This window comes from Streptomyces sp. NPDC101181 (assembly GCF_044767975.1).
Lineage (GTDB): Bacteria > Actinomycetota > Actinomycetes > Streptomycetales > Streptomycetaceae > Streptomyces.
In genome coordinates, this window is the sequence record NZ_JBIWOX010000006.1 from 67,240 (window position 1) to 92,985 (window position 25,746).

A 25,746-nucleotide genomic window follows, 5' to 3' on the forward strand; every position below is an offset into this window, starting at 1 on the left:
GAGCCATGCACTGCCCCTTCTGCAGGCACCCCGACAGCCGGGTCGTCGACAGCCGCACCACCGATGACGGGACGTCGATCCGCCGCCGTCGGCAGTGCCCCGACTGCACCCGCCGCTTCACCACGGTGGAGACCTGCTCGCTGATGGTGGTCAAGCGCAGCGGCGTGACCGAACCCTTCAGCCGTACCAAGGTCATCTCCGGCGTCCGCAAGGCATGTCAGGGACGGCCCGTCACCGAGGACGCCCTCGCCAAGCTCGGCCAGCGGGTCGAGGAGGCGGTGCGCGCCACCGGCAGCGCCGAGCTGACCACCCACGACGTGGGACTGGCCATACTCGGCCCCTTGCAGGAACTCGACCTCGTCGCGTACCTGCGCTTCGCGTCCGTCTACCGGGCGTTCGATTCCCTGGAAGACTTCGAGGCCGCCATCGTGGAACTGCGCGCTCAGCGGCCCCCCGCGGAGGCTTGCGGGAGCGGCGAGACCCTAGAGGCCCCCGCGCCCGCCGCCGTCGCCGACTGAGCGGTACCAGCCCGTCACGGTCCGGACTCACGTCCACCGGCCGCTGACCGGGCCCTTCAGACCTGTTCCCCCTGGCCGAGTCGGTCGGCGGGGCGACGAGACACACACTGTGCCTGGGAAGAACTGGGCACTTCTGGGCGTTTTCGCCCGTATATGGGAGGCGGCATGACAGAGACGGCGAGCGGCCCGGCACGAGGTTCCCGCACCAAGAGCGCCAAGGCGAGCAAGGGGCTGCGTATCGAGCGCATCCACACCAGCCCCGGCGTGCACCCGTACGACGAGGTGGCGTGGGAACGCCGTGACGTCGTCATGACCAACTGGCGCGACGGCTCGGTCAACTTCGAGCAGCGTGGCGTCGAGTTCCCCGACTTCTGGTCGGTGAACGCGGTCAACATCGTCACCAGCAAGTACTTCCGCGGAGCCGTCGGCACGCCGCAGCGCGAGACCGGTCTCAAGCAGCTGATCGACCGGATCGTCAAGACCTACCGGAAGGCCGGCGAGGACTACAGCTACTTCGCCTCCCCGGCGGACGCCGAGATCTTCGAGCACGAGCTGGCGTACGCGCTCCTGCACCAGGTCTTCAGCTTCAACTCCCCGGTCTGGTTCAACGTCGGCACGCCCCAGCCGCAGCAGGTGTCCGCCTGCTTCATCCTGTCCGTCGACGACTCCATGGAGTCGATCCTCGACTGGTACAAGGAAGAGGGCATGATCTTCAAGGGCGGCTCCGGCGCCGGCCTGAATCTCTCCCGTATCCGCTCCTCCAAGGAGCTGCTCTCCTCCGGCGGCAACGCCTCCGGCCCGGTCTCCTTCATGCGCGGCGCCGACGCCTCCGCCGGAACCATCAAGTCCGGCGGAGCCACCCGGCGCGCGGCCAAGATGGTCATCCTGGACGTCGACCACCCCGACATCGAGGCCTTCATCGAGACCAAGGTGAAGGAGGAGGAGAAGATCCGCGCCCTGCGCGACGCGGGCTTCGACATGGACCTGGGCGGCGACGACATCACGTCCGTCCAGTACCAGAACGCCAACAACTCGGTGCGCGTCAACGACGCGTTCATGAAGGCCGTCGAGGACGGGTCCAAGTTCGGCCTGCGTTCCCGGATGACCGGCGACGTCATCGAAGAGGTCGAGGCCAAGTCCCTCTTCCGCAAGATGGCCGAGGCCGCGTGGGCCTGCGCCGACCCCGGCATCCAGTACGACGACACCATCAACGCCTGGCACACCTGCCCGGAGTCCGGCCGGATCAACGGCTCGAACCCGTGCAGCGAGTACATGCACCTGGACAACACCTCGTGCAACCTCGCCTCGCTCAACCTGATGAAGTTCCTCAAGGACGACGGCCTGGGCAACCAGTCCTTCGAGTCGGAGCGCTTCGCCAAGGTCGTCGAGCTGGTCATCACCGCGATGGACATCTCGATCTGCTTCGCGGACTTCCCCACGCGGAAGATCGGCGAGAACACCCGCGCCTACCGTCAGCTGGGCATCGGTTACGCCAACCTCGGCGCCCTGCTGATGGCGACCGGCCACGCGTACGACAGCGACGGCGGCCGCGCGCTCGCCGGAGCCATCACCTCGCTGATGACCGGCACCTCCTACAAGCGCTCCGCCGAGCTGGCCGCGGTCGTCGGCCCGTACGACGGCTACGCACGCAACGCCGAGCCGCACCAGCGCGTCATGAAGCAGCACTCCGACGCCAACGCCAAGGCCGTCCACGTCGACGACCTGGACTCCCCGGTCTGGGCCGCCGCCACGGAGGCCTGGCAGGACGTCCTCCGCCTCGGCGCGAAGAACGGTTTCCGTAACGCGCAGGCCTCGGTCATCGCGCCCACCGGCACCATCGGCCTCGCGATGTCCTGCGACACCACCGGCCTGGAGCCCGACCTGGCGCTGGTCAAGTTCAAGAAGCTCGTCGGCGGCGGCTCCATGCAGATCGTCAACGGCACCGTGCCGCAGGCCCTGCGCCGCCTCGGCTACCAGCCCGAGCAGATCGAGGCGGTCGTCGCCCACATCGCCGACCACGGCAACGTGGTCGACGCCCCCGGCCTGAAGACCGAGCACTACGAGGTCTTCGACTGTGCGATGGGTGAGCGTTCCATCTCCGCGATGGGCCACGTCCGGATGATGGCGGCCATCCAGCCGTGGATCTCCGGCGCGCTCTCCAAGACGGTGAACCTCCCCGAGACGGCCACCGTCGAGGACGTCGAGGAGGTCTACTTCGAGGCGTGGAAGATGGGCGTCAAGGCGCTCGCGATCTACCGCGACAACTGCAAGGTGGGCCAGCCCCTCTCCGCCAAGACCAAGGAGAAGGAGAAGGAAGAGGTCACCGCGAAGGCCGAGGAGACCATCCGTACGGCGGTCGAGAAGGTCGTCGAGTACCGTCCGGTCCGCAAGCGCCTCCCCAAGGGCCGTCCCGGCATCACCACCTCCTTCACGGTGGGCGGCGCCGAGGGCTACATGACCGCCAACTCCTACCCGGACGACGGTCTCGGCGAGGTCTTCCTGAAGATGTCCAAGCAGGGCTCGACCCTCGCGGGCATGATGGACGCCTTCTCCATCGCCGTCTCGGTGGGGCTCCAGTACGGCGTTCCGCTGGAGACGTACGTCTCGAAGTTCACCAACATGCGCTTCGAGCCGGCCGGAATGACGGACGACCCGGACGTGCGGATGGCCCAGTCGATCGTCGACTACATCTTCCGCCGCCTGGCGCTGGACTTCCTGCCCTTCGAGACCCGCTCCGCCCTCGGTATCCACTCCGCCGAGGAGCGTCAGCGTCACCTCGACACCGGTTCCTACGAGCTCGCCTACGAGGCGGACGTGGACACCGAGGCGCTGGCCCAGTCGGCTCCGGTGCAGCCGGAGCCCCTGCGGGCGGTGGCCGCCTCCGGCGAGGCCGCCCCGAAGCCCGCACCGGCGGCGGCGCACACCTCCGCCGAGCTGGTCGAGATGCAGCTGGGCATCAGCGCGGACGCCCCGCTCTGCTTCTCCTGCGGTACGAAGATGCAGCGCGCCGGCTCCTGCTACATCTGCGAGGGCTGCGGCTCGACCAGCGGATGCAGCTGACCCGGGCTGACGCCTGAGCGGTGACCCCGGTGCGGTGACGCACGGACAGCACGGAGGGGACCGGCCGATGGCCGGTCCCCTCCGCCGTTCCGTCGTTCCCGGCGCCCCGTCCCGCCCCTGCGACGTCTCGGCCGGGTTGGCCGGAACCGGACCCCGGCGGACCGGCGGACCGGGCGGGCCTGCGGTCAGGCTTCGGCCTGCCGGTCACCCATCACCGCGGCGAACGCGTCGGGATCGCCGTCGAATCCGCGCACGGACGACCGGAACACCCAGGGCCCCGCGCCGTCCCGGGCGAACTCGCCGACGACGGCCGCGGTCGCCCCCGCGACCTCCGAGAAGTCGCTCCCGGCGAGTTTCGTGTACCCCTCGCCGATCTCCATCGCCGTGCTGCCGATGTCACCGAAGGTCTTGCGGCCGTCGCGCTGCTGGATGGCGACACCGATCACCACCCGCGTGTAGCGGTCCGCCAGCCGGTCCAGTTCGACGGTCATGACCTCGTCGAAGCCGAAACCCTGGCCCGTCCTGCTGTCGCGGTTCAGCGTGATGGTGCCGTCGGGCGAGCGGCTGTCGAAGTGCACCAGATACGCGGGGCTGCCGTACGGATCCCCCGCCTCGTACGTCGCCGCGATGATGTCGAGGTCGTTGGCGGCCTCCCCCGGGGCACTCGGGTCCCACTTGACCCGTACTTCCACCTTGTCGATGTCCTTGTTCGGAGTGCTCAACGGACTTCCCTCCCCGGCGGACGGCCCCTGGGCCGTTCCCATCACCCGATACGCGGTACCCGCACCACCCGATCATGTACGGAACAGGCCACGAGGCCAACCGCGGTGGTGACGGACGACGGATTTCGCGCCATGGGCGGCGGCACCGCTCACCGCCACCGGTGCGGTATCCGGAGCGGGGGCTTCCAGCGGGCCCACGCGCGTGACCCGCGCCACGTTCCGCGCCGTACGATGGCGCGGTGCTGGTGAAGTGGATTCGCTGCTCCGTGGTGGACCGTCATGGTTTCGAGCGGGGACAGCGTCAGTGGGCGGGGCTGCTCGGCGAGCCGGGGTTCAGGGGGCAGAGCGGCGGGTGGAGCCGAACGCGCCCCGATGTCGCGCACGTCTTCGCCTTCTGGGAGAACCGGGTCTTCTACGACTCCTTCATGGCCCGCGGCCACGACCGGCTGGCGGCCGGGCAGTCCGGCATGTTCCGCGACATGCAGGTCACGCTGTTCGAACGCCGCTTCGACGTCAAGACGGGGTTCGAGCCGCACTTCGACGAGGCGGACGTCGTACGGGTGGCGCACAGCCGGGTCCACGAGGACCGGGCCGAGCACTTCGTGCTGATGCAGCAGCAGGTGTGGAACCCGGCGATGGCCGGTTCGCCCGGGATGCTGCGCGGGGTCTTCGGTGAGGCCCCCGGCAACGAGTTCCTGGTGCTGTCCCTGTGGAAGTCGAGCGCCGAACGCGGAAAGTACCGCGCGGTCGGGGCGGAGCGACTGGCGGCCCGCGCGCAGACGGAGACGGACGTGGCCGCCCTGACGGGGGACGTGGTGGAGCTCGAACCGTCCTGGACGGTCTGACGGACCGATCGCCCCGGTCTCGGGGGCCGCCGGACCGCAGCGACCCGCCGGACCCGGTCTCCGCACCTGCTTTAGGGTCGGGGCATGGCACGACCGCAGCGCATTGTCCTCGTCCGGCACGGCGAGTCCGAGGGCAACGCCGACGACACGGTGTACGAGCGGGAGCCCGACCACGCGCTCCGGCTCACCGGCAGGGGTCTGCGGCAGGCCGGGGAGACCGGTGAGCGGCTGCGCGAGCAGTTCGGCCGGGAGCGCGTCAGCGTCTACATCTCGCCCTACCGGCGCACCCACGAGACCTTCCGGGCCTTCGGCCTCGACCCCGGGCGGGTCGTCCGGGTCCGCGAGGAACCCCGGCTGCGCGAGCAGGACTGGGGCAACTGGCAGGACCGCGACGACGTGCGGCTCCAGAAGGCCCACCGGGACGCCTACGGGCACTTCTTCTACCGCTTCGCCCAGGGCGAGTCCGGCGCCGACGTGTACGACCGGGTCGGGGCGTTCCTGGAGAGTCTGCACCGGAGCTTCGAGGAGCCGGACCACCCGGAGAACGTCCTGCTGGTCACCCACGGGCTGACGATGCGGCTGTTCTGCATGCGCTGGTTCCACTGGTCGGTCGCGGAGTTCGAATCGCTGTCCAACCCGGACAACGGTGAGACCCGGACCCTGCTTCTGGGCGCCGACGGCCGGTACACCATCGACCGGCCGTTCCGGCGCTGGCGCACCCCTGAGCCCTACGGCGCCACCGGATAGAGTGGCAGGGCGATGACCGCTGATTCTGCTTCCGAGCGGCGCCTCGAACGCGCCCTGGCCAGCCTGCGTGGGCTGTCCGTGGGAGACGCCCTGGGCTCCCAGTTCTTCGTCCCGGCCCACTACCCCCTGCTGAAGCGGCGCTCTGCGCCGCCCGGCCCCTGGCAGTGGACCGACGACACCGAGATGGCCTGCTCCATCCTGGCCGTGCTCGTGGCGCACAGCCGTGTCGACCAGGACGCGCTGGCGCTGTCCTTCGCCGAGCACCACGACATCGACCGTGGCTACGGCCCCGCCGTCGACCGGCTGCTCCGGCTCGTACGGGAGGGCGGCGACTGGCGGGAGCTGGCCTCGGGACTGTTCCAGGGCCAGGGCTCCTGGGGGAACGGTTCGGCGATGCGCGTCGCCCCGCTCGGTGCCTGGTACGCCGACGACCCGGAGCAGGCCACGCACCAGGCCGAGATCTCCTCGTACACCACTCACCAGCACCGTGAGGCCGTCGTCGGCGCCATGGCCGTCGCGGCCGCGGCCTCGCTCGTCGCCGCCCCGGGCGGTCCGCCGAGCCCGGAGGGCCTGCTGGACGGTGTCGTCGCGCTCGTCCCCCGCAGCGCCGTGGGGGCGGGGCTGCGCCGGGCCCGCGACATGCTGGACTACCGGGACGCGGGAACGGTCGCCGCGGTCCTCGGCAACGGCCGCCGCACCAGCGCTCACGACACCGTGCCCTTCGCGCTCTGGTCGGCCGCGAGGAGCCTCGGGGACTTCGAGGAGGCGTTCTGGGTGACGGCGCAGGCGGGCGGCGACGTGGACACCACCTGCGCCATCGTCGGCGGCGTCGTGGCCTCGGGTGCGGCCGGAGTTCCGCCCGCCGACTGGTCGGGGCAGACCGAGGAGCTGCCGGGGTGGCTGTCCGCCGCCTCGTCCCCGTACGCGCGCTCCACGCCGAACAGCCCCGACCCGAGCTGACCGGTCCCGACCCGGCCTGACCGGCTCCGACTCGCCTGACCTGTCCTGGAGCGGTGACTGTCACGGTCCTGCCACAGCATCACTCCGCCTGCCTGCGAACACAGGTGCGGGACTACTGTTTCGGCCACGCCGCCCCTGATCGATCTTGATGGGTGTGCGCCGAGGGAGATGCCGGGGCGGGGACGGGGGTTGAGGCCCATGCCCGGACCCGGTGGGGGAGGGGTCCCATGTCTGATCAGCCGTCCGAGCCGTCGCAGCCATCCGAATGGTCGGATTCATCAGAACTGTCCAGGCAGCCGCAGAAGCCGCGGAAGGCCGGTGATCCGCAGTCCGACGTACCGGCACCCGGAGCTTCCCCTTCCGGTGCGACGTCATCAGGGCCACCGGCGTCCGGGCCGGCAGGAGCAGGAGCAGGAGCAGGAGCAGGAGCAGGAGCAGGGGCGACGGCGGCGTCTGCTGCCGGCGTAGCCGCCGCCGGACGCCCCGCAGGTCAGCCCGCCAACCCCTGGCAGCACGGGGCGGCGGCCCCCGGCGGGCGGAGCGCGGGGGCGACGGCCCGGCTTCGGCCCGCCGCCCCGGAACCCGCCACCGCGCCGGTCCTCTGGTCGGCCCTCGCCACCGCTGTCCTCAGCGCGATCCTCCTGGGCGACGGCCTCGGGCCGAATCTGCTGATCGTGGCCGCGCCCGCCGCACTGGCCGCCTTCTTCGCCGCGCGCTCGGCCGGACGGCGGCTCCGGCCCTGGACCCTGACCTGGGCGGTCGGCGGGCTCGCGCTGCTCGCCGTGCCCGCGCTCCGGGACGCGGGCTGGCCGGTCTTCCTCGCGGTGGCGTCGGCCTTCGCGCTCGGCTCGCTCGCCCTGCACGGCGGCCGGGGCTGGCCGGGGGTGCTGATCGGCTCGGTGGGGCTGGTCGACTCCGTCGTCCCCGGCGCCCGCTGGGGCTGGCGAGGCGCACGGGAGCGGGCCGGTGGTTCCCGGGTCCGCTGGGGTGCCGTCCTGCGCACCACGGCGGTGGCGCTCGTCCTGCTGGTGGTGTTCGGGACGCTCTTCGCGAGCGCGGACGCCGCGTTCGCCGACCTGCTCGGCGGCCTCGTCCCCGACATCTCTCTCGGCGACGGGCCGTGGCGGGCCTTCCTGTTCGCGCTGGGTCTGGCCGGTGCCCTCGCCGCCGCCCGCACCGCCGCGGCCCCGGTCCGCTGGGACGCGATCACCGTACGGCCCGGAAAACCGCGGGGGCGGGCGGAGTGGGCACTTCCGCTCATCGTGCTCAACCTGCTCTTCGCCACGTTCATCGCCCTCCAACTGGCCGTCCTCCTCGGCGGATACGGCACGGTGTGGGAGGAGACCGGGCTCAGCCGTGCCGCGTACGCCCGTCAGGGCTTCTGGCAGTTGCTCTGGGCCACGCTGCTCACTCTCCTGGTGATCGCGCTGGCCCTGCGCTGGGCGCCGCGCGGCGGCCCCCGGGACCGCACCCTGGTGAACACCGTGCTCGGCGCCCTCTGTCTGCTCACGCTCGTCGTGGTCGCCTCCGCGCTGCGCCGCATGGACCTGTACGTCGCGGAGTACGGCCTGACCAGGCTGCGGATCTCCGTGGCCGTCATGGAGCTCTGGCTCGGTGTGGTGCTGCTCCTGATCCTGGCGGCCGGGGTCTTCGGCGCGCGCTTCCTGCCACGGGGGATCGCGGTCAGCGCGGCGACCGGGGTGCTGGCCTTCGGGCTGATCTCGCCGGACTGGCTGATCGCCGAACAGAACGTCCGGCGCTTCGAGGAGCGCGGCACGATCGACGTCGACTACGTCAAGGGCCTGTCCGCCGACGCCGTACCCGCGCTGGACCGGCTTCCCGAACCGCAGCGCTCCTGCGCGCTGCGGGTGATCCAGAGCGACGTCCACTCCTCCGACTCGCCCTGGTACGCCACCAGCTGGGGAGAGGCGCGAGCCGAGGAGATCCTCAGGAAGCGCCCGGCGGCGGCGGAGTTCCGCGAATGCCACGCCCTGGGCGGCGACGGGGTCCGCGGCGGCTACGAACCGGACGACGGCGGGTATGACCCGTACGACCCGTACTGATCCCGCGGCACACGACGGGCACCACCACGGGCGGCGGCCCCGCCCCAGGCCCCGGAGAACCGGTGCCGCCCACCCTCGGACCCGCCCGCGGTGGCCGATTCGCAGAACGCACGGTGCCCCGGGGTGTCGCTGCCGTGGCACGCGGCGTACGCTGTCTCGCGCCATGCCGTACGAACCACCCACGCACACCGTCGAGCGCTCGCTCCGCGCTACCACCGGTGCCAGGACCGTCGCCGGTGTCGACGAGGTCGGACGCGGTGCGTGGGCCGGACCCGTCACCGTGTGCGCGGCGGTCACCGGTCTGCGCCGACCGCCCGAAGGCCTCACCGATTCCAAGCTGTTGACCCCCCGGCGGCGCGCCGAACTCGCGCCCCTGCTGGAGAACTGGGTCACCTCCTACGCCCTCGGCGAGTCCTCGCCGCAGGAGATCGACGACCTCGGCATGACCGCCGCGCTCCGGCTCGCCGCCGTACGGGCCCTGGAGGGGCTGCCGGTGCGGCCCGACGCCGTGATCCTCGACGGCAAGCACGACTACCTCGGCGCCCCGTGGAAGGTCCGCACCGTGATCAAGGGCGACCAGTCCTGCATCGCGGTCGCGGCCGCCTCGGTGATCGCCAAGGTGCGCCGGGACCGGATGATGGCCGAACTGGGCGGCCCGTCCGAGGACTACACCGACTTCGCCTTCGGTGCCAACGCGGGGTATCCCTCGCCGGTGCACCGGGCGGCGCTGGAGGAGCGGGGGCCCACGCCCCATCACCGCCTCTCCTGGTCGTATCTGGATGCGCTGCCCCGGTGGCAGCACCTGAAGAAGGTCCGTTTCTCCGCCGAAGCGGCCGCACTCGAAAGCGGGGGCCAGCTCGGCTTCGAATTCTGATCGCGCGCACGCGCCCCCTGCCCGGCGCCGACTGCGTCGGCGTCCGACCCCCAGACCACCGTCATGCCTCTGATCTCCGAGGAGCCTCAGATTCCCGAGAGCGCCCAGGGTCCCCGCGTCACTTCGGCCGCAGGCCGTACCGCGCCGACCCCACGTCCCGTACCCGGCCCGCGTTCCGCGGCCACCCCGCGTCCCGGCCGCCCCGGTCCGGCGCGCCCCGCGCCCCCGGCGCAGCGTGTGCACCCCGCACCCGCCGCTCCGGCCGCCCCCGTCCCGCCTCGTCCGCAGCCGGCGGAGAATCGTTCCGCGCCGCAGCTCCAGCTGATCCCGGCCCCGGCCGGGGGCGCCCTGGACGCCGCCGACGAGGCGGTCGACCTGCTGCTGGACTCCGGCCGCGCACCGGGAGACATCCTGGTGCTGACCACCGGTGAACCGCACCCGTGGACCGCCCACGAGCTGTCCTTCGGCGAGGCCGCCTACTGGGCCCAGCACGAGACGGCCGACGACGTCTTCTTCGCCCAGGCCTCGGCCGTGGACCGTGCGGCCTCCCGCCCCGTGGTCGTCGTCGCGGTCAACGGCGGCTCGGACGAAGCGGTGGCCCGCGCCCTGCCCGTCGCCCGTCGGCGGGCTTCCACCCTGCTCATCGTCTGCGGCGACCCGCAGACGATGAGCTCCGCGCTCGGCGCGGGGGTCTGAGCGACACCGCCCCGTTCTCCGGCGGGCCGTCTAGGCGGCCGCCGGAGAACGGAGCGGGTCCCGGCCGGCCGGGTGGCCGGTTGGCTTCCGGCGCGTTTCGGTCCGTCTACGGCTCGGTGCGCGCCGGTCTGCCGAACTCGTCTGCCTGCTGTACTCGCTGGTGCTGGTGCTGGTGCTGGTGCTGTCAGCGGGCGGCGGTGCGCCGCAAGGCGTCCAACGCTCCGCCGCCCGTCCGGGACGGGGCAGGCCCCGGGGCGGCGACGACGTCGGCCAGGGGAGGCGGGGCGGACAGCGCATTGGGCCGCCGTCCGCCCCGGCCCTCCCCGAGCACCTGCCAGCCCCCACGCGTCAGCGTGATGTACGCCCCGCACCGGAGCCCGTGCAGGGTGCAGGCGTCCCGCAGCCCCCACATCCACGCACCGTCCTCCTCGGTCCACCGCTCATCGCCCTCGCGGCAGTACAGCAGGACCGCCGTACGCACCGGGGTGCGGCGCCGGAGATCGTGCGGGACGACCCGCCGGAGGTGGGCCAGCAGGGCGTTGCGGAACTCCCAGCCGTCCGCGGCCGCCGTATCCCGGCGGACGAACGAGGCGCTGGCGGTGAGCCGTTCGTCGTGATCGAGGACCGCGACCACGGCGGTGGACGGTGTGGGCCGGTGCCGGGAGTGGAGGCCGCTCACGACCTCCCGGGGGCTGGCGAGCAGAGGAATGCCCGCGGAAGCCCACTCGGCCGGCTCCAGCATCCGGGCAAGCCGGTTGACGGAGTCCGCGGCAACCGAGGACGCCGCTGCCGACGTGGCTGTGGACGGGGCGAATCCGAAGGTCACGGTCCTCCCTTCGCTACGCGCCCATGGTGCGGGCAGGGTCGGGTGAGGGCGCGCCGCGGCACAGCCCTTTCGGGCCCGACAAGTAACTGTGCGGGGGCGAGTCCAATTCTCCCTGGCCTACCGGCGGGCGGCAACGAGCAATTGCGGTAGCTGACGGGAATCAGCCGGAATGACACTGATATCCCTGCCCCGTCACACCCGGTGCGACTCCCCTTGTCTCCCCTCAACCTCAGGGACCAGCGGAAACAACGTCCAGGACCGGCGACGACACCCCCGGTGCGCCGGGCCGCGGATTGGGCCGTTGTCGGTGGTGTGGGGTTGCATGGGTGCATGAGCAACCAGGAGCTGCGTGCCGAAGCCGACGCCATCCTCGCTGAGCTGGTCGGTGATCCGGGAGGCCCGGCGCGGCTGCGGGAGGACCAGTGGCAGGCGGTGGCGGCGCTGGTGGAGGAGCGCCGCCGGGCGCTGGTGGTGCAGCGGACCGGCTGGGGCAAGTCCGCGGTGTATTTCGTCGCCACCGCCCTGCTGCGGCGGCGTGGCGCCGGTCCCACCGTGATCATCTCGCCGCTGCTGGCCCTGATGCGTAATCAGGTCGAGTCCGCAGCGCGGGCCGGAATCCAGGCCCGCACCATCAACTCCGCCAACCCGGAGGAGTGGGAGACCATCTACGGAGAGGTCGAGCGCGGCGAGACAGACGTTCTCCTGGTGAGTCCGGAGCGGCTCAACTCCGTCGACTTCCGCGACCAGGTGCTTCCCCGGCTCGCGGCCACCACCGGTCTGCTGGTGGTCGACGAGGCGCACTGCATCTCCGACTGGGGCCACGACTTCCGCCCCGACTACCGCAGGCTGCGGGCCATGCTGTCCGAGCTGCCCGACGGGGTGCCGGTGCTCGCCACCACCGCGACCGCCAACGCCCGGGTCACCGCGGACGTCGCCGAACAGCTGGGGACCGGTGCCGGAGAGGCCCTGGTCCTGCGCGGCGCTCTGGACCGGGAGAGCCTGCGGCTCGGAGTGGTGCGGCTGCCGGACGCCGCGCACCGCCTGGCCTGGCTCGCCGAGCATCTGGACGAACTGGCGGGCTCCGGGATCATCTACACCCTCACCGTCGCCGCGGCCGAGGAGGCCACCGCCTTCCTCCGGCAGCGCGGTTTCCAGGTCGCCTCGTACACCGGGAAGACGGAGAACGCCGACCGGCTCCAGGCCGAGACCGACCTCCAGGAGAACCGGGTCAAGGCGCTCGTCGCCACATCGGCCCTCGGTATGGGCTACGACAAGCCCGACCTGGGATTCGTGGTGCACCTCGGCTCGCCGTCCTCACCGATCGCCTACTACCAGCAGGTGGGGCGTGCGGGGCGCGGAGTGGCCCACGCGGACGTCCTGCTGTTGCCGGGCAAGGAGGACGAGGCCATCTGGCGCTATTTCGCGGACACCGCGTTCCCGCCCGAGGCCCAGGTCCGGCAGACCCTCGCGGCGCTCGCCGACGCGGGCCGGGCGCTGTCCGTGCCGGCTCTGGAAGCGGCGGTGGAGCTGCGACGGACCCGGCTGGAGACCATGCTCAAGGTCCTCGACGTGGACGGGGCGGTCAAGCGGGTCAAGGGCGGCTGGACCGCCACCGGCGAGCCCTGGGTCTACGACTCCGAGCGGTATGCCTGGGTGGCGCGGCAGCGGGCGGCCGAGCAGCAGGCCATGCGCGACTACGTGGACGCGTCGCAGTGCCGGATGGAGTTCCTGCGGCAGCAGCTGGACGACGAGGGGGCCGCGCCCTGTGGCCGTTGCGACAACTGCGCGGGTCCCTGGGCCAGTGCCTCCGTCTCGTCCGAGGCGTTGACGGGGGCGGCCAAGGAGCTGGACCGCCCCGGCATCGAGATCGAGCCGCGCCGCATGTGGCCCACCGGAATGCCCGCACTGGGCATCGACCTCAAGGGGCGTATTCCGGCCAAGGAACAGTGTTCCACCGGGCGCGCCCTGGGGCGGCTCTCGGACATCGGCTGGGGCAACCGGCTCCGCCCCCTGCTGGCCGAGAACGCTCCCGACGGCCCGGTCCCCGACGATGTCCTCCAGGCCGCGGTGGCTGTCCTCGCCGACTGGGCGCGGTCGCCGGGCGGCTGGGCGTCCGGGGCCCCGGACGGGGCCGCGCGCCCGGTGGGCGTCGTCGCCGTCCCGTCGCTGTCCCGCCCGCAGCTGGTCGGCTCCCTGGCCGAGGGGATCGCCACCGTGGGGCGTCTGCCTCTGCTGGGCACCTTGGCGTACACCGGCCCGGACGGCGCGCACACGGCCCGCCGCAGCAACTCCGCCCAACGCCTCAGGGCGCTGTCCGGCGCCTTCGCCGTGCCCGATGAGCTGGCCGACGCCCTTGCCCGGACCGCCGGCCCCGTCCTGCTCGTCGACGACTCGACGGACTCCGGCTGGACCCTCGCCGTCGTGGCCCGGCTGATCCTGCGGGCGGGCGCCCAGCAGGTCCTGCCCTTGGTCCTCGCCACGGCGGGCTGACCGGGGCGCGCTCGGCCGGGGCTTCGCTCGCTCTCCTCCAGGAAACCCGATGGGCCCACCGTCCGTGAAGCGCCGGGCCAGCCCTGTGGATAACGTTATCCACAGGGCTTTCGGGATGCGGCGGAGCGCGGGACCGTCGAGACATGGACAAGCGCCACGAATCCACCGGTCCGTCCGACGAGCAGCAGATCACCTTGCGCGGCCCCGCCGAACTGGCCGACGCCCTGCCGTATCTGATGGGCTTCCACCCCAATGACAGCGTCGTGATGGTCGCTCTGCACGGGGGCCGCGGCCGGTTCGGCGGCCGTCTGCGGCTCGGCATTCCGCAGGCGCCCGGCGAGTGGGGGCCGGTCGCCGACCAACTCGCCGAGTGCCTGATCTCCGGGAGCGAGCGCCGCGAAGGGCGGCCCGACGCCATCGTGATCTTCCTCTGCCAGGACTCGCCGGACGGCTCCGGCGGGCAGCTGACCATGGAGCGGCTGCGCCCGTTCGCGCAACGCCTGCGCACGGCGTGCGGAGCGCTCGACGTGCCCGTGCTGGAAGCCCTCTGCATCTCCGACGGCCGCTACTGGTCCTACTGCTGCCCCGACACCCGGTGCTGCCCGGAGCAAGGCAAACCCCTGGCCATGCCCGGCACGACGGTGATGGCCGCGGCCGCCACCTACGCGGGGGTCCACGTCCGGGGCACGCTGCGGGACATGGAGGCACGGCTCCACCCCTGGCGGGATGCGGCGGCGGTGTCGGCGCAGGAGCGGGCCCTGGACGAGGCCGCGCCGGTGATGATGATCCGGATGCTCGACGAACGGGTCCGGCGCTCCGTCGCGTCCGAGACTCTCGAACAGGCCCGCACGCTCATGGCCCGCATCGAGGACGCGCAGCCCGCGCCGCCCGCCCTCTCGGACGCGGGGGACGACCAGCTGATCGCTCCCGACGAGGCCGCCGCCGTCATTTTGGGGCTCCAGGACCGGGAGACCCGGGACAAGGCCGCCGCCTGGATGGAAGGCCCCACAGCGCAAGCCGCACTCCGTCTCTGGCGGACACTGGCCCGGCGCTGCGTCGGGTCGTACGGGGAGCACGCGGCCGCCCCTCTCACCCTGGCGGGCTGGGTGTCCTGGTCCACGGGTGACGAGCCGGGCGCCCGGGTCGCCCTGGCGCTGGCCCTGCGCGCCGACCCCGCCTACACCTTCGCCCACCTGCTCCACCGGGCCTGCAACGAGGGCCTCGACCCGGAGGCCGTCCGCCGCTGCCTGCGTGAAAAGCCCGAGACCTCCGAGGAGCGAGGGAAGCCGGAGAGCACGGGGGAGCCGGCGGGTGCGGCGGATCTGGAGGGTGCGGCGGATCCGGAGGGTGCGGCGGCCGGGGCCGAGAACGCCGGGGCGGCCCCGGGCGCCGTCGTCGCCCGGGGCAGCGCCCTCCGCATCCGCCGAGTCCGCGCCCTGCCCCACGGAGGGCCGAGGCGAGGCGGCGCCGCCAAGCCCCCGAAAGCCGGCCGGAGGACCCACCTCCCCACCACGAGCCGCCCAGGCCCGCCGGTGACCGGGCGGCGCCCGAGGGAGGCCCGGAGGTCCGGCCGAGGCGGTCCCAGGACGCGTCGATGACCAGCGTGCCGGATCACTGCGCGCGGGCGTCACCCCGTCCGGTGCGTCAGACCATCGTCGTCCCCCTGGCACCGGACCCCCGGAGCCGACCAGCGGGGCCGGAGACATGACGGGCCAAGAGAGCCGCGGGTACCTGCGGTCCGGGGGCGCTGCCGACCCCGCCAGGCGCGCTCAGGCGCGAACCACCCCCGGACGCGAGCCGGACCACCCCAGGGACGCGGCCCGGACCCCACGTGGACGCGGGCCGGACCCCACGTGGACGCGGGCCGGGCACTGCCCGGACGTGGGCCGGAGACCACCTGGACACGGGCGTGTGTGGCCGGGCGCGGGCTGGGCCGGACCCGGATTCGCGCACGTGGACCCGCACCCGCACACCTGGGCGCGGAGCGGACCGTGACCGGGCGCGCGGGCCCGCACGCGCACCCCGGACGCCGACCGGAACGGGTCCAGGTCCGGCCCGGTCCGCCCAAGCACGCCGTACCGCACCTGGACCGGCCCGCTCCGGTGGGGCGGCACCGGTCCCGCCGCCCCGGGGATCACCTGATCACAAGGATGCCGAAGGGAGTGTTTATCGTCAGGCAGACGACTATGATCGCGGCATGCCGCCCTACGACCCGTCGACCTTCCCGCCCTTCGCTGTCACCGTCGACCTGGTCGTGCTCACGGTGCGCCGTCACGCGCTCTGCGCGCTGGTCGTGCGGCGCGGGGAGACTCCGTTCCAGGGCCGGTGGGCGCTGCCCGGCGGTTTCGTCAGGATCGACGAGGATCTCGGCTCAGCGGCGGCGCGTGAACTCGTCGAGGAGACCGGCCTCACCGCCCACGACCCGGCGAAGCCGTCCCTGGGCAACGGCGCCCACCTGGAGCAGCTGGCCACCTACGGTGATCCGGCGCGCGACCCCCGGATGAGGGTGGTCAGCGTCGCGCATCTCGCCCTCGCGCCGGACCTCCCGGCTCCCCGGGCGGGCGGCGACGCCAACAGCGCCCGCTGGGCCCCGGTGGAGGAGCTGCTGCACCCCGGTGCCGGGCGGGAGGGCGACCAGGCGGTGCCGCTGGCCTTCGATCACGCACGGATCCTGGCCGACGGAGTCGAACGTGCTCGCTCCAAGATCGAGTACTCCTCGCTGGCCACGGCGTTCTGTCCGCCGGAGTTCACGGTCGGGGAGCTGCGCCGGGTGTACGAGGCGGTGTGGGGTGTCGTCCTCGACCCCCGTAACTTCCACCGCAAGGTCACTGGCACCCCCGGATTCCTGGTGCCGTCCGGCGGGACGACCACCCGGCAGGGCGGTCGTCCCGCACAGCTGTTCCGGGCCGGGGCCGCCACGGTGCTCAATCCGCCGATGCTGCGGCCCGAGGTCTGATCCCTGGCCACATGCCCCCGGCTTCGGGGGCGGCCGGAGCGCTGTGATGGCCCAGCGGAACGCCCGTCGCCTCAACCCTGCGCCAAAAGTCTGAAATGTCGCGTTATGTTGCTGCGGTACCCATCTGCCGCCGAGCGGTCTCACCTTCCGCGAGAGACGCGAGATAAGCGATGCTCCAGGCCATCGGACTCACCAGCACCCCCCGCCGCGACGCTCGCCCCGTCGTCGGCGATCTGACCTTCGAAGCCCCGTCCGGCCGCGTCACGGCGCTCCTCGGCGCGCCGGGGGCGGGCAAGACGGCGGCCCTGCGTCTGATGCTCGAACTCGACGCGGGGCGCGGCGTCGCCTACTTCCGGGGGCGGCCGCTGCATCGCATCGCGCATCCGGCGCGCGAAGTGGGGGTGCTGCTCGGTGATGTCCCGGGCCACCCCTCGCGGACGGTCAGGGGGCAGCTCCGGATGCTCTGCGCCGCCGCCGGGGTGCCGGTCTCCCGGGCGGACGAGGTGCTCGAAGTCGTCGGCCTGGCCGGGCTCGGCGACCAGCGGCTGGGCACCCTCTCGGTGGGCATGGACCGCCGGCTCGGGCTCGCCTGCGCCCTGCTCGGGGACCCGCACACCCTGGTCCTCGATGAGCCTGCCGAAGGGCTCTCGCCGCGCGAGAACAGCTGGTTGTACGGACTGCTGCGCGCTCACGCGGCTCAGGGCGGAACGGTTCTGTACGCTACCGGAGACCCCAAGGAGGCGGCCCGCACCGCCGATCACGTCGTCACCATCGACGAGGGGCGCCTCATCGCCGACCAGGATGTCGTCGACTTCGCCCGTACCCGCCTCCGGCCCCGGGTCGCGGTCCGCACCCCGCACGCCCCCCGGCTGGCCGCCGTGGTCGCCAGGGAGGCGCGGGCGGCCCGGCACTCCGTCGAGGTCGTCCAGGAGGGGAGCGGCCGGCTCGCGGTGTACGGCAGCAACTGCGCGGAGATCGGCGACACCGCCTACCGGCACGGCATCCCGGTGCACCAGCTCGCCGACGAGATCGGTGACACCGGACCCGCCGTGCCGCCGGGCACACAGGCGGACGCGGACATGGGAACGGGGACGCAGGTGGGGGAGGAGAGGACGGAGAGCGGCGCACGGCAAGGAGCCGTTCCGGTGCCGACTGCCGTCTCCGGCGCGTCCTTCCCGGGACGGCAGGCCTCCGACGTGGCTCTCTCCGAGCTGCCGCCCCCGATCCGGGTCCGCCCCGCGCGCGGTCCGCTGCGTCCCATCCGCTACGAACTGCGGCGCTCCCTCGGTGTCCGGACAACGGCCGCGATCACGGCGGTCGTTCTGCTGACGTCCGCCGTCCTGTCGGTCCTGCTCGCCCGTACGGACGGCACCGCGCTGCCCCGGCTGCTCGCGGCCTGGCCCGAACTGCTGCCGCTGCCTCCCGCGGTGCTGGGCGCGGGCCTGCTCGGAGCGCTGTCGTTCGGCGACGAGTTCCGCTACCCGGCGCTCGCCGCCGGTCGCGGCACCGTGCCCCGGCGGCTCGGACTGCTGGTCGCGAAGCTCCTCGTCACCGCGGGCTTCGCACTCCTGATCGCCGCCCTCGCAGTGGTGTGCGACGCGCAGAGCCTGCGGCTGGTGTACGGACCGGAGTTGGTCAAGGTTCCGGAGAATTACCTCGCCCTCGGCGCGAGTTGGGCGGGCCTGTCCGTCGGCTGCGCCTGGGCCGGGCTGCTGGCCGCCGGAGTCTTCCGGGTCGCCGGGGCGGGCATCGCCGCCGTCCTGGCCGTGCCGGTGCTGGTCGTTCCGCTGGTGCAGAAGGTCTTCGCCGCTCCGTCCGCACGGTCGGTCACCGGGCTTCCGGGACGGCTGCGGGAACTGGCCTGGTGGCAGCTGCCGCAGGACGCGGACCGCTGGGTTCTGGCCATCGCCCAGGTCGTGGCCCAGCCCGTGGGGGCCGCACTGGCCCTGTCGTTGTCCGTCCTGGTCTGTGCGTATCTGTTCACCAGCCTTCGCGGAAAGGTGCGTTGGTGATCGCCGCTGTCCTCCACGGGGAGCGAGGCCGCGAAGCGCCTTAAGAAATGGCTGATTTGTAGGTATAAGGCGTCAATTGTATAGCGGGCGCCGATCACCCTTTCGTGTGCTTTTCACCAAAGACCTCAAGGGGCGTGCGAGCCGCGCCGACAAAGGATGCGTGAGTACCCTTGCGCACACCATGATGACCGCCGCCCGCTCCGCCGACTCCGGCCTTGCCGGTCCGGGCGAACTCGACCGCTACCCCTACACGGAGGCGCCGCCCGGCGACCGTTCCGCTTCCCGGGCCTGGAGCGGTTCCGACTCCGAGCTGGGCCGGGCGAGCCGACGGGGGGCTGCCAGCCGGGGGCGCGGTCTCCATGGCCAACTCGTCCAGCAGCTGGGCCAGATGATCGTTTCCGGTGACCTCGGCGCGGACCGCCCTCTCGTTCCCGAGGAGATCGGCCAGCGATTCGAGGTCTCCCGCACCGTCGTCCGCGAATCTTTGCGTGTCCTCGAAGCCAAGGGCCTGGTCAGCGCGCGTCCCAACGTGGGTACGAGGGTCCGCCCGGTCAGCGACTGGAACCTGCTCGACCCCGACATCATCGAGTGGCGGGCCTTCGGGCCGCAGCGCGACGACCAGCGCCGTGAGCTGGCCGAGCTGCGCTGGACCATCGAACCGCTCGCCGCCCGCCTCGCCGCCGGGCACGGCCGGGACGACATTCAGCAGCGCCTGGGCGACATGGTGGAGATCATGGGCCACGCGATGGGACAGGGGGACGCGATCACCTTCTCCCGTGCCGACGCCGAATTCCACTCCCTGCTCATCCAGGCCGCGGGCAACCGGATGCTCGAACACCTCTCCGGCATCGTCTCGGCCGCGCTGCATGTCTCCGGCGGCCCGGTCACCGGCTGCGACCGGCCCGGCGAATCCTCCCTCGCCCACCACGCGCGGATCGCTGACGCCCTGGCCTCCGGCGACTCCGCGGCCGCCGAGGCGGCCATGAGGCAACTCCTCGTCGTCCACCCCGACGTCGAACGTGTGGTGCCCGCCCCGCGCGAGCACTGACCGACGCAGCGCCGGGCGCCGGGGCCCTGTGCCGCCGGACCCGCGCGGTCCGGCGGCACCCTTGTGGGGAGATGTCACCCCTGGGTCCATTCATCGCAAATGAGGTGTGACTCGGGCCACGCGGATGGGGCGTAACACTCCTCGAAGCAGCGCGATGACCTAAGAGGTGACCGCCGCGGAAGGAATACAGCTTGCCTCGCAGGCGCTGTGCAGTTCCGAGGCCAAACCCGCGCCGTCGGCGACATCCCCAGTCGACGGTCGTCGGTTCCAGCCCTCTCCAGGGCGGGGCCGGAAGCCGTTTCCATCGTTCCGAGAGGTTGTTCGTGTCGGCCAGCACATCCCGTACGCTCCCGCCGGAGATCGCCGAGTCCGAGTCTGTGATGGCGCTCATCGAGCGGGGAAAGGCTGATGGGCAGATCGCCGGCGATGACGTGCGTCGGGCCTTCGAGGCTGACCAGATTCCGCCAACCCAGTGGAAGAACGTTCTGCGCAGCCTCAACCAGATCCTCGAGGAAGAGGGTGTGACGCTGATGGTCAGTGCCGCGGAGTCGCCGAAGCGCGCCCGCAAGAGCGTCGCAGCGAAGAGCCCGGTCAAGCGCACCGCCACCAAGACCGTCGCGGCGAAGACCGCCGTGCCCAAGCCCGTCGCGGCCACCGCCGCCCCGGCGGCCGAGAGCCCGGACGCGGTGGCCGAGGACGCCGTCGCGGCCGCTCCCGCGAAGAAGGCGGCGGCCAAGAAGACGACGGCGAAGAAGACCGCCGTGAAGAAGACGGCGGCCAAGAAGACAGCGGCGAAGAAGTCCGGCAAGCAGGACGACGAGCTGCTCGAAGGCGAGGAGGCGGCCGAGGAGGTCAAGGCCGGCAAGGGCGCCGAGGAGGAGGAGACCGAGGGCGAGAACAAGGGCTTCGTCCTCTCCGACGACGACGAGGACGACGCGCCCGCTCAGCAGGTCGCCGTCGCCGGTGCCACCGCCGACCCGGTCAAGGACTACCTGAAGCAGATCGGCAAGGTCCCCCTCCTCAACGCCGAGCAGGAGGTGGAGCTGGCCAAGCGCATCGAGGCCGGTCTCTTCGCCGAGGACAAGCTGGCCAACGCGGACAAGCTCGCGCCGAAGCTCAAGCGCGAGCTGGAGATCATCGCGGAAGACGGCCGCCGCGCCAAGAACCACCTCCTGGAGGCCAACCTCCGTCTGGTGGTCTCCCTGGCCAAGCGCTACACGGGGCGCGGCATGCTCTTCCTGGACCTGATCCAGGAGGGCAACCTCGGTCTGATCCGCGCGGTCGAGAAGTTCGACTACACCAAGGGCTACAAGTTCTCCACGTACGCCACCTGGTGGATCCGGCAGGCGATCACCCGCGCGATGGCCGACCAGGCCCGCACCATCCGTATCCCGGTGCACATGGTCGAGGTCATCAACAAGCTCGCGCGGGTGCAGCGCCAGATGCTCCAGGACCTGGGCCGCGAGCCCACCCCGGAGGAGCTGGCCAAGGAACTGGACATGACCCCCGAGAAGGTCATCGAGGTCCAGAAGTACGGCCGCGAGCCGATCTCCCTCCACACCCCGCTCGGTGAGGACGGGGACAGCGAGTTCGGTGACCTCATCGAGGACTCCGAGGCCGTCGTCCCCGCGGACGCGGTCAGCTTCACGCTCCTCCAGGAGCAGCTGCACTCGGTGCTCGACACCCTCTCCGAGCGTGAGGCGGGCGTGGTCTCGATGCGCTTCGGTCTCACCGACGGCCAGCCGAAGACGCTGGACGAGATCGGCAAGGTCTACGGCGTGACGCGTGAGCGCATCCGCCAGATCGAGTCGAAGACGATGTCGAAGCTCCGTCACCCGTCGCGTTCGCAGGTCCTGCGCGACTACCTGGACTGAGCACCCGGAGACACCCGCCGAGGGCCCGGAACCCGCAAGGGATCCGGGCCCTCCGGCGTGTCCCCGGGGGTGGACACCGCGCGGCTGCATGACGCTGGGTGGGTTGTCCGTCACCTCAGCGTCAGGAGCCTTCATGCCCCGTCCCGTCGTCCGCACCCTGACCGGGGCGCTCGCCCTGACCGCCGCCGCGGCCGTACTGCCGCTCGCCTCGCCCGCCCCGGCGACGGCCGACAGCGTCATCGTCGGCGGGCAGCCCGCTCCGGTGGCGCAGAGCCCCTGGGCGGTGGCCCTGTCGAGCCGCGACCGGTTCGGGGATGCACGCGCGGGGCAGTTCTGCGGCGGGGCGGCCGTGGCGCCCACGAAGATCCTGACGGCCGCCCACTGTCTGGGTGACGAGGCGCTCGGCGGACCCGCGGAGAGCGTGAAGGATCTGCTGGTGATCTCCGGGCGGGAGCGGCTGAGCGAATCGGGCGGACGGGAGATCCCGGTCCGGGACATCTGGGTGAACCCGGCGTACGACCCCGACTCGAACGCCGGTGACCTCGCGGTGCTCACCCTGGCCCGGCCGCTGCCCAAGGACAGCGTCATCCCGGCGGCGCGGGAGGGGGACGCCGCCTACCGGGCCGGGACGCCCGCGGACGTCTACGGGTGGGGCGACACCACGGGCAGCGGCACCTACGCCTCCGTACTGCGTTCCGCGCGGATCCAGGTCCTGCCGGACCGCGACTGCGCCCGTGCCTACCCGGGCGGGCGGGAGGGGACGTACGACGCCTCGGCGATGCTCTGTGCGGGTGAACCCGCTGGGGGCCGGGACGCGTGCCAGGGGGACAGCGGGGGACCGCTGGTGGCCCGAGGGCGGCTCATCGGCCTGGTGTCCTGGGGCAGCGGCTGCGGGCGGCCGGGCAGTCCTGGGGTCTACACCCGGGTCTCCGCCGCTCTGGAATGGGCCGCGGGCCGCGTCTGAGGGCCGCGGCGCCGCCGACGAGAACGGGCGGCTCCCCCCGGTGGGGGAGCCGCCCGTCGGCCGGCCTTGGACCGGCCCCTGGCTCGTCGTGGATGCGAGGTGTCAGTGTTCCTCGTCTGCGGCGGTCGCCGACACGGCGGTGAGCCGGTCCGTCTCATCCTGTATTTCCGCGGCGATCTTCTTGAGTTCCGGCTCGAACTTGCGCCCGTGGTGGGCGCAGAAGAGCAGTTCACCGCCGCTGATCAGAACGACGCGCAGATATGCCTGGGCGCCGCAACGGTCACAACGGTCGGCCGCGGTCAGCGGGCTCGCGGGGGTCAGAACAGTAGTCACGTCGCCTCTTCTCTAGCTCGACGAGCTGTCGTACCAGGGTCAACATCCAACCAGGCCGAAAACGTTCCCGCTCGTGGCTTTTCTTCGAAACTTCTTCTCGGTGTGGCTGTCTGTTGCCGGTTGGCGGCGAATGTGCCGTATGCGGAGCGCTACGGTTTCGCATTGCTTGTCTAGGGGGTGTGTCCCGCCGGCCGGCTTGCCGGTTTGTTCATGAGGACGTGCCCGGAGCCTAAATGGTTCATGCCTCGAAGGGAACGTGATGTGCGCGTCACCCCGACGAATGATCGAACATGCATGCGAGCTCGGATGCGGCTCGACTAGCATGAGGATTCCCCGAGGGTGGCGTTACAACCGCTCTACCAGGCCTCTGTAGGCTCTCAGCGGCAACCGAAGCACAGCCCGATGCCCACCGGGGACCCAGATGAAATTCAGCGAGGAGCGAACCGCGTGACCGCCGAAACGTCCGTGCCGTCCACCGCGATGCTGGCCGCAGCAGGCGGCGACCGGGGCAGCTCCAACTACACCGCGCGGCACCTCCTCGTCCTCGAAGGTCTTGAGGCGGTCCGCAAGCGCCCCGGGATGTACATCGGGTCCACCGACAGCCGTGGCCTGATGCACTGCCTGTGGGAGATCATCGACAACTCCGTCGACGAGGCGCTGGGCGGCTACTGCGACCAGATCGAGGTCATCCTCCACGACGACGCCTCCGTCGAGGTCCGGGACAACGGCCGCGGCATCCCGGTCGACATCGAGCCCAAGACGGGCCTCTCCGGCGTCGAGGTCGTCATGACCAAGCTGCACGCCGGAGGCAAGTTCGGCGGCGGCGCCTACGCGGCGTCGGGCGGCCTCCACGGCGTCGGAGCCTCCGTCGTCAACGCCCTCTCCGCCCGGCTGGACGTCGAGGTCGACCTGCACAGCGCGACCCACTCGATCAGCTTCCGGCGCGGCGTCCCCGGCATGTTCACCGAGCAGGGGCCGGACAGCCCGTTCGACCCCGCCAACGGTCTGCGCAAGGGCAAGCGCGTCCCGAAGACCCGCACCGGCACCCGGGTGCGGTACTGGGCGGACCGGCAGATCTTCCTCAAGGACGCCAAGCTCAACCTGGAGACGCTCTACCAGCGGGCCCGCCAGACGGCCTTCCTCGTGCCCGGTCTCACGATCGTCGTCCGCGACGAGCGCGGACTCGACGGCGAGGGCAAGACCGAGGAGACGTTCCGCTTCGACGGCGGCATCAGCGAGTTCTGCGAGTACCTGGCCCAGGACAAGGCCGTCTGCGACGTCCAGCGGCTCAGCGGCTCGGGCACCTTCAAGGAGACCGTCCCGGTCCTCGACGACCGCGGTCACATGATCCCCACGGAGGTCACCCGCGAGCTGGGCGTGGACATCGCCCTGCGCTGGGGCACCGGCTACGACACGACCGTCAAGTCGTTCGTGAACATCATCGCCACCCCCAAGGGCGGCACCCACGTCACCGGGTTCGAGCGCTCCCTGACCAAGACGGTCAACGAGGCACTGCGGTCCGCCAAGGTGCTGAGGGTCGCCGAGGACGACATCGTCAAGGACGACGCCCTCGAAGGTCTCACCGCCGTCGTCACCGTACGGCTGGCGGAGCCGCAGTTCGAGGGGCAGACCAAGGAGGTCCTCGGCACCTCGGCGGCCAACCGGATCGTCGCGAACGTGGTGGCCAAGGAGCTCAAGGCCTTCCTGACCTCCACCAAGCGGGACGCCAAGGCCCAGGCGCGGGCGGTCCTGGACAAGGCTGTCGCCGCCGCCCGCACCCGGATCGCGGCCCGCCAGCACAAGGACGCCCAGCGCCGCAAGACCGCGCTGGAGTCCTCGTCGCTGCCCGCCAAGCTCGCCGACTGCCGCAGCGACGACGTCGACCGCAGCGAGCTCTTCATCGTCGAGGGCGACTCGGCGCTCGGCACCGCCAAGCTGGCCCGCAACAGTGAGTTCCAGGCGCTGCTGCCGATCCGCGGCAAGATCCTCAACGTCCAGAAGTCGTCCGTCTCGGACATGCTGAAGAACGCCGAGTGCGGCGCGATCATCCAGGTCATAGGAGCTGGGTCCGGCCGGACCTTCGACATCGACGCCGCCCGCTACGGCAAGGTCATCATGATGACCGACGCCGATGTCGACGGCTCCCACATCCGCACCCTGCTGCTGACCCTCTTCCAGCGCTACATGCGTCCGATGGTCGAGGCCGGACGGGTCTTCGCGGCGGTACCCCCGCTGCACCGGATCGAGCTGGTCCAGCCCAAAAAGGGCCAGGACAAGTACGTGTACACGTACTCCGACGGCGAACTGCGCCAGACGCTGCTGGAGTTCCAGCGCAAGAACGTCCGCATCAAGGAGTCGATCCAGCGCTACAAGGGCCTCGGCGAGATGGACGCCGACCAGCTGGCCGAGACCACCATGGACCCGCGCCACCGGACGCTGCGCCGCATCAACATCGGGGACCTGGAATCCTCCGAGCAGGTCTTCGACCTCCTGATGGGCAACGAGGTCGCGCCGCGCAAGGAGTTCATCACCAGCTCCGCCGCCACCCTCGACCGCTCACGTATCGACGCCTGACACCCGGCGCACCCCGGCCCCCGCTCCGTCACCCGGAGCGGGGGCCGCGTGCGTCCGCCCCGGGGCCGTCCGCGACTTCTGTCACCTGAAGGGGTGAAGTCGGGCGAAGGGCGCGCCCGCGATCCTCCCGGACCGCCCATGGTGGGCCGTGCGGCCGAAAAGGTCCGCGGATCAGGGGAGTTGT

The 25,746-nt window shown here is 71.8% G+C and carries 19 protein-coding genes; 16 read left to right on the forward strand and 3 right to left on the reverse strand.

What is annotated here, in order from left to right; translation table 11 throughout:
• The first annotated feature begins 5 nt into the window (after positions 1-5).
• Both nrdR and ACIRRU_RS11495 read left to right on the forward strand, forming a co-directional pair.
• Positions 6-518 carry a transcriptional regulator NrdR gene (nrdR, locus tag ACIRRU_RS11490; RefSeq protein WP_403678822.1) on the forward strand — a complete coding sequence of 171 codons (513 nt, stop codon included), beginning with the start codon at positions 6-8 and terminating at the stop codon, positions 516-518.
• Between the two features lie 165 nt (positions 519-683).
• Positions 684-3,578, forward strand: a complete 2,895-nt coding sequence (locus ACIRRU_RS11495; RefSeq protein ID WP_403678824.1) for a vitamin B12-dependent ribonucleotide reductase — start codon at positions 684-686, stop codon at positions 3,576-3,578.
• Positions 3,579-3,763: 185 nt separating this feature from the next.
• Here ACIRRU_RS11495 and ACIRRU_RS11500 read toward each other — a convergent pair whose 3' ends face one another.
• Positions 3,764-4,300 (reverse strand): TerD family protein, encoded by a 537-nt coding sequence (locus ACIRRU_RS11500; RefSeq protein ID WP_363201813.1) that lies wholly within the window; start codon positions 4,298-4,300, stop codon positions 3,764-3,766.
• A 239-nt stretch (positions 4,301-4,539) separates the two neighbouring features.
• Between ACIRRU_RS11500 and ACIRRU_RS11505 the strand changes: the two genes are divergently transcribed.
• The 6 genes from ACIRRU_RS11505 to ACIRRU_RS11530 all read left to right on the forward strand — a co-directional run bounded on the left by ACIRRU_RS11505 (position 4,540) and on the right by ACIRRU_RS11530 (position 10,485).
• A complete protein-coding gene (locus tag ACIRRU_RS11505; RefSeq protein WP_403678826.1) occupies positions 4,540-5,145 on the forward strand; it encodes a YdbC family protein in 606 nt (201 codons plus the stop codon).
• Between the two features lie 84 nt (positions 5,146-5,229).
• Positions 5,230-5,892: a histidine phosphatase family protein gene (locus ACIRRU_RS11510; protein ID WP_363201811.1), complete on the forward strand. Its 663-nt coding sequence runs from the start codon at positions 5,230-5,232 to the stop codon at positions 5,890-5,892.
• Between the two features lie 12 nt (positions 5,893-5,904).
• Positions 5,905-6,852: an ADP-ribosylglycohydrolase family protein gene (locus tag ACIRRU_RS11515; RefSeq protein WP_403678828.1), complete on the forward strand. Its 948-nt coding sequence runs from the start codon at positions 5,905-5,907 to the stop codon at positions 6,850-6,852.
• 227 nt (positions 6,853-7,079) lie between these two features.
• Complete coding sequence (locus ACIRRU_RS11520; protein ID WP_403678830.1) at positions 7,080-8,915, forward strand: DUF4153 domain-containing protein; 1,836 nt, start codon at positions 7,080-7,082, stop codon at positions 8,913-8,915.
• 163 nt (positions 8,916-9,078) lie between these two features.
• Positions 9,079-9,789, forward strand: coding sequence for a ribonuclease HII (locus tag ACIRRU_RS11525; protein WP_363201808.1), 711 nt, complete (start codon positions 9,079-9,081; stop codon positions 9,787-9,789).
• Between the two features lie 63 nt (positions 9,790-9,852).
• Positions 9,853-10,485: a hypothetical protein gene (locus tag ACIRRU_RS11530; RefSeq protein ID WP_403678832.1), complete on the forward strand. Its 633-nt coding sequence runs from the start codon at positions 9,853-9,855 to the stop codon at positions 10,483-10,485.
• A gap of 184 nt (positions 10,486-10,669) precedes the next feature.
• On the opposite strand, the gene ACIRRU_RS11535 is transcribed toward ACIRRU_RS11530, so the two are convergent.
• A complete protein-coding gene (locus tag ACIRRU_RS11535) occupies positions 10,670-11,311 on the reverse strand; it encodes a hypothetical protein (protein WP_403678834.1) in 642 nt (213 codons plus the stop codon).
• A 330-nt stretch (positions 11,312-11,641) separates the two neighbouring features.
• Between ACIRRU_RS11535 and ACIRRU_RS11540 the strand changes: the two genes are divergently transcribed.
• The 7 genes from ACIRRU_RS11540 (at position 11,642) to ACIRRU_RS11570 (ending at position 22,655) form a co-directional block, all read left to right on the forward strand.
• Entirely contained in the window at positions 11,642-13,801 is a 2,160-nt protein-coding gene (locus ACIRRU_RS11540; RefSeq protein WP_403678836.1) for a RecQ family ATP-dependent DNA helicase, read from the forward strand.
• A gap of 143 nt (positions 13,802-13,944) precedes the next feature.
• Complete coding sequence (locus ACIRRU_RS11545; RefSeq protein ID WP_403678838.1) at positions 13,945-15,399, forward strand: DUF4192 domain-containing protein; 1,455 nt, start codon at positions 13,945-13,947, stop codon at positions 15,397-15,399.
• A 599-nt stretch (positions 15,400-15,998) separates the two neighbouring features.
• Complete coding sequence (locus ACIRRU_RS11550) at positions 15,999-16,757, forward strand: NUDIX domain-containing protein (RefSeq protein ID WP_403678840.1); 759 nt, start codon at positions 15,999-16,001, stop codon at positions 16,755-16,757.
• 170 nt (positions 16,758-16,927) lie between these two features.
• Positions 16,928-18,769: an ATP-binding cassette domain-containing protein gene (locus ACIRRU_RS11555; RefSeq protein ID WP_403678842.1), complete on the forward strand. Its 1,842-nt coding sequence runs from the start codon at positions 16,928-16,930 to the stop codon at positions 18,767-18,769.
• Positions 18,770-18,929: 160 nt separating this feature from the next.
• On the forward strand, positions 18,930-19,817 hold the full coding sequence (locus ACIRRU_RS11560) for a FadR/GntR family transcriptional regulator (RefSeq protein WP_363201801.1): 888 nt from the start codon (positions 18,930-18,932) through the stop codon (positions 19,815-19,817).
• Positions 19,818-20,140: 323 nt separating this feature from the next.
• Complete coding sequence (locus tag ACIRRU_RS11565) at positions 20,141-21,691, forward strand: RNA polymerase sigma factor (protein ID WP_403678844.1); 1,551 nt, start codon at positions 20,141-20,143, stop codon at positions 21,689-21,691.
• Positions 21,692-21,824: 133 nt separating this feature from the next.
• Entirely contained in the window at positions 21,825-22,655 is an 831-nt protein-coding gene (locus ACIRRU_RS11570) for a serine protease (protein WP_403678846.1), read from the forward strand.
• Between the two features lie 102 nt (positions 22,656-22,757).
• On the opposite strand, the gene ACIRRU_RS11575 is transcribed toward ACIRRU_RS11570, so the two are convergent.
• Positions 22,758-22,988 carry a hypothetical protein gene (locus tag ACIRRU_RS11575; protein WP_403678848.1) on the reverse strand — a complete coding sequence of 77 codons (231 nt, stop codon included), beginning with the start codon at positions 22,986-22,988 and terminating at the stop codon, positions 22,758-22,760.
• A gap of 447 nt (positions 22,989-23,435) precedes the next feature.
• Here ACIRRU_RS11575 and ACIRRU_RS11580 point away from each other — a divergent pair, with 447 nt between their 5' ends.
• Positions 23,436-25,562 carry a type IIA DNA topoisomerase subunit B gene (locus tag ACIRRU_RS11580; protein WP_403678850.1) on the forward strand — a complete coding sequence of 709 codons (2,127 nt, stop codon included), beginning with the start codon at positions 23,436-23,438 and terminating at the stop codon, positions 25,560-25,562.
• Positions 25,563-25,746 lie beyond the last annotated feature (184 nt).

Coding starts and splice junctions, on each gene's coding strand:
- nrdR (WP_403678822.1), top strand. CDS start 6: ATGCACTGCCCCTTCTGCAGGCACCCCGACAGCCGGGTCGTCGACAGC.
- ACIRRU_RS11495 (WP_403678824.1), top strand. CDS start 684: ATGACAGAGACGGCGAGCGGCCCGGCACGAGGTTCCCGCACCAAGAGC.
- ACIRRU_RS11510 (WP_363201811.1), top strand. CDS start 5,230: ATGGCACGACCGCAGCGCATTGTCCTCGTCCGGCACGGCGAGTCCGAG.
- ACIRRU_RS11515 (WP_403678828.1), top strand. CDS start 5,905: ATGACCGCTGATTCTGCTTCCGAGCGGCGCCTCGAACGCGCCCTGGCC.
- ACIRRU_RS11520 (WP_403678830.1), top strand. CDS start 7,080: ATGTCTGATCAGCCGTCCGAGCCGTCGCAGCCATCCGAATGGTCGGAT.
- ACIRRU_RS11525 (WP_363201808.1), top strand. CDS start 9,079: ATGCCGTACGAACCACCCACGCACACCGTCGAGCGCTCGCTCCGCGCT.
- ACIRRU_RS11530 (WP_403678832.1), top strand. CDS start 9,853: ATGCCTCTGATCTCCGAGGAGCCTCAGATTCCCGAGAGCGCCCAGGGT.
- ACIRRU_RS11540 (WP_403678836.1), top strand. CDS start 11,642: ATGAGCAACCAGGAGCTGCGTGCCGAAGCCGACGCCATCCTCGCTGAG.
- ACIRRU_RS11545 (WP_403678838.1), top strand. CDS start 13,945: ATGGACAAGCGCCACGAATCCACCGGTCCGTCCGACGAGCAGCAGATC.
- ACIRRU_RS11550 (WP_403678840.1), top strand. CDS start 15,999: ATGCCGCCCTACGACCCGTCGACCTTCCCGCCCTTCGCTGTCACCGTC.
- ACIRRU_RS11555 (WP_403678842.1), top strand. CDS start 16,928: ATGCTCCAGGCCATCGGACTCACCAGCACCCCCCGCCGCGACGCTCGC.
- ACIRRU_RS11570 (WP_403678846.1), top strand. CDS start 21,825: ATGCCCCGTCCCGTCGTCCGCACCCTGACCGGGGCGCTCGCCCTGACC.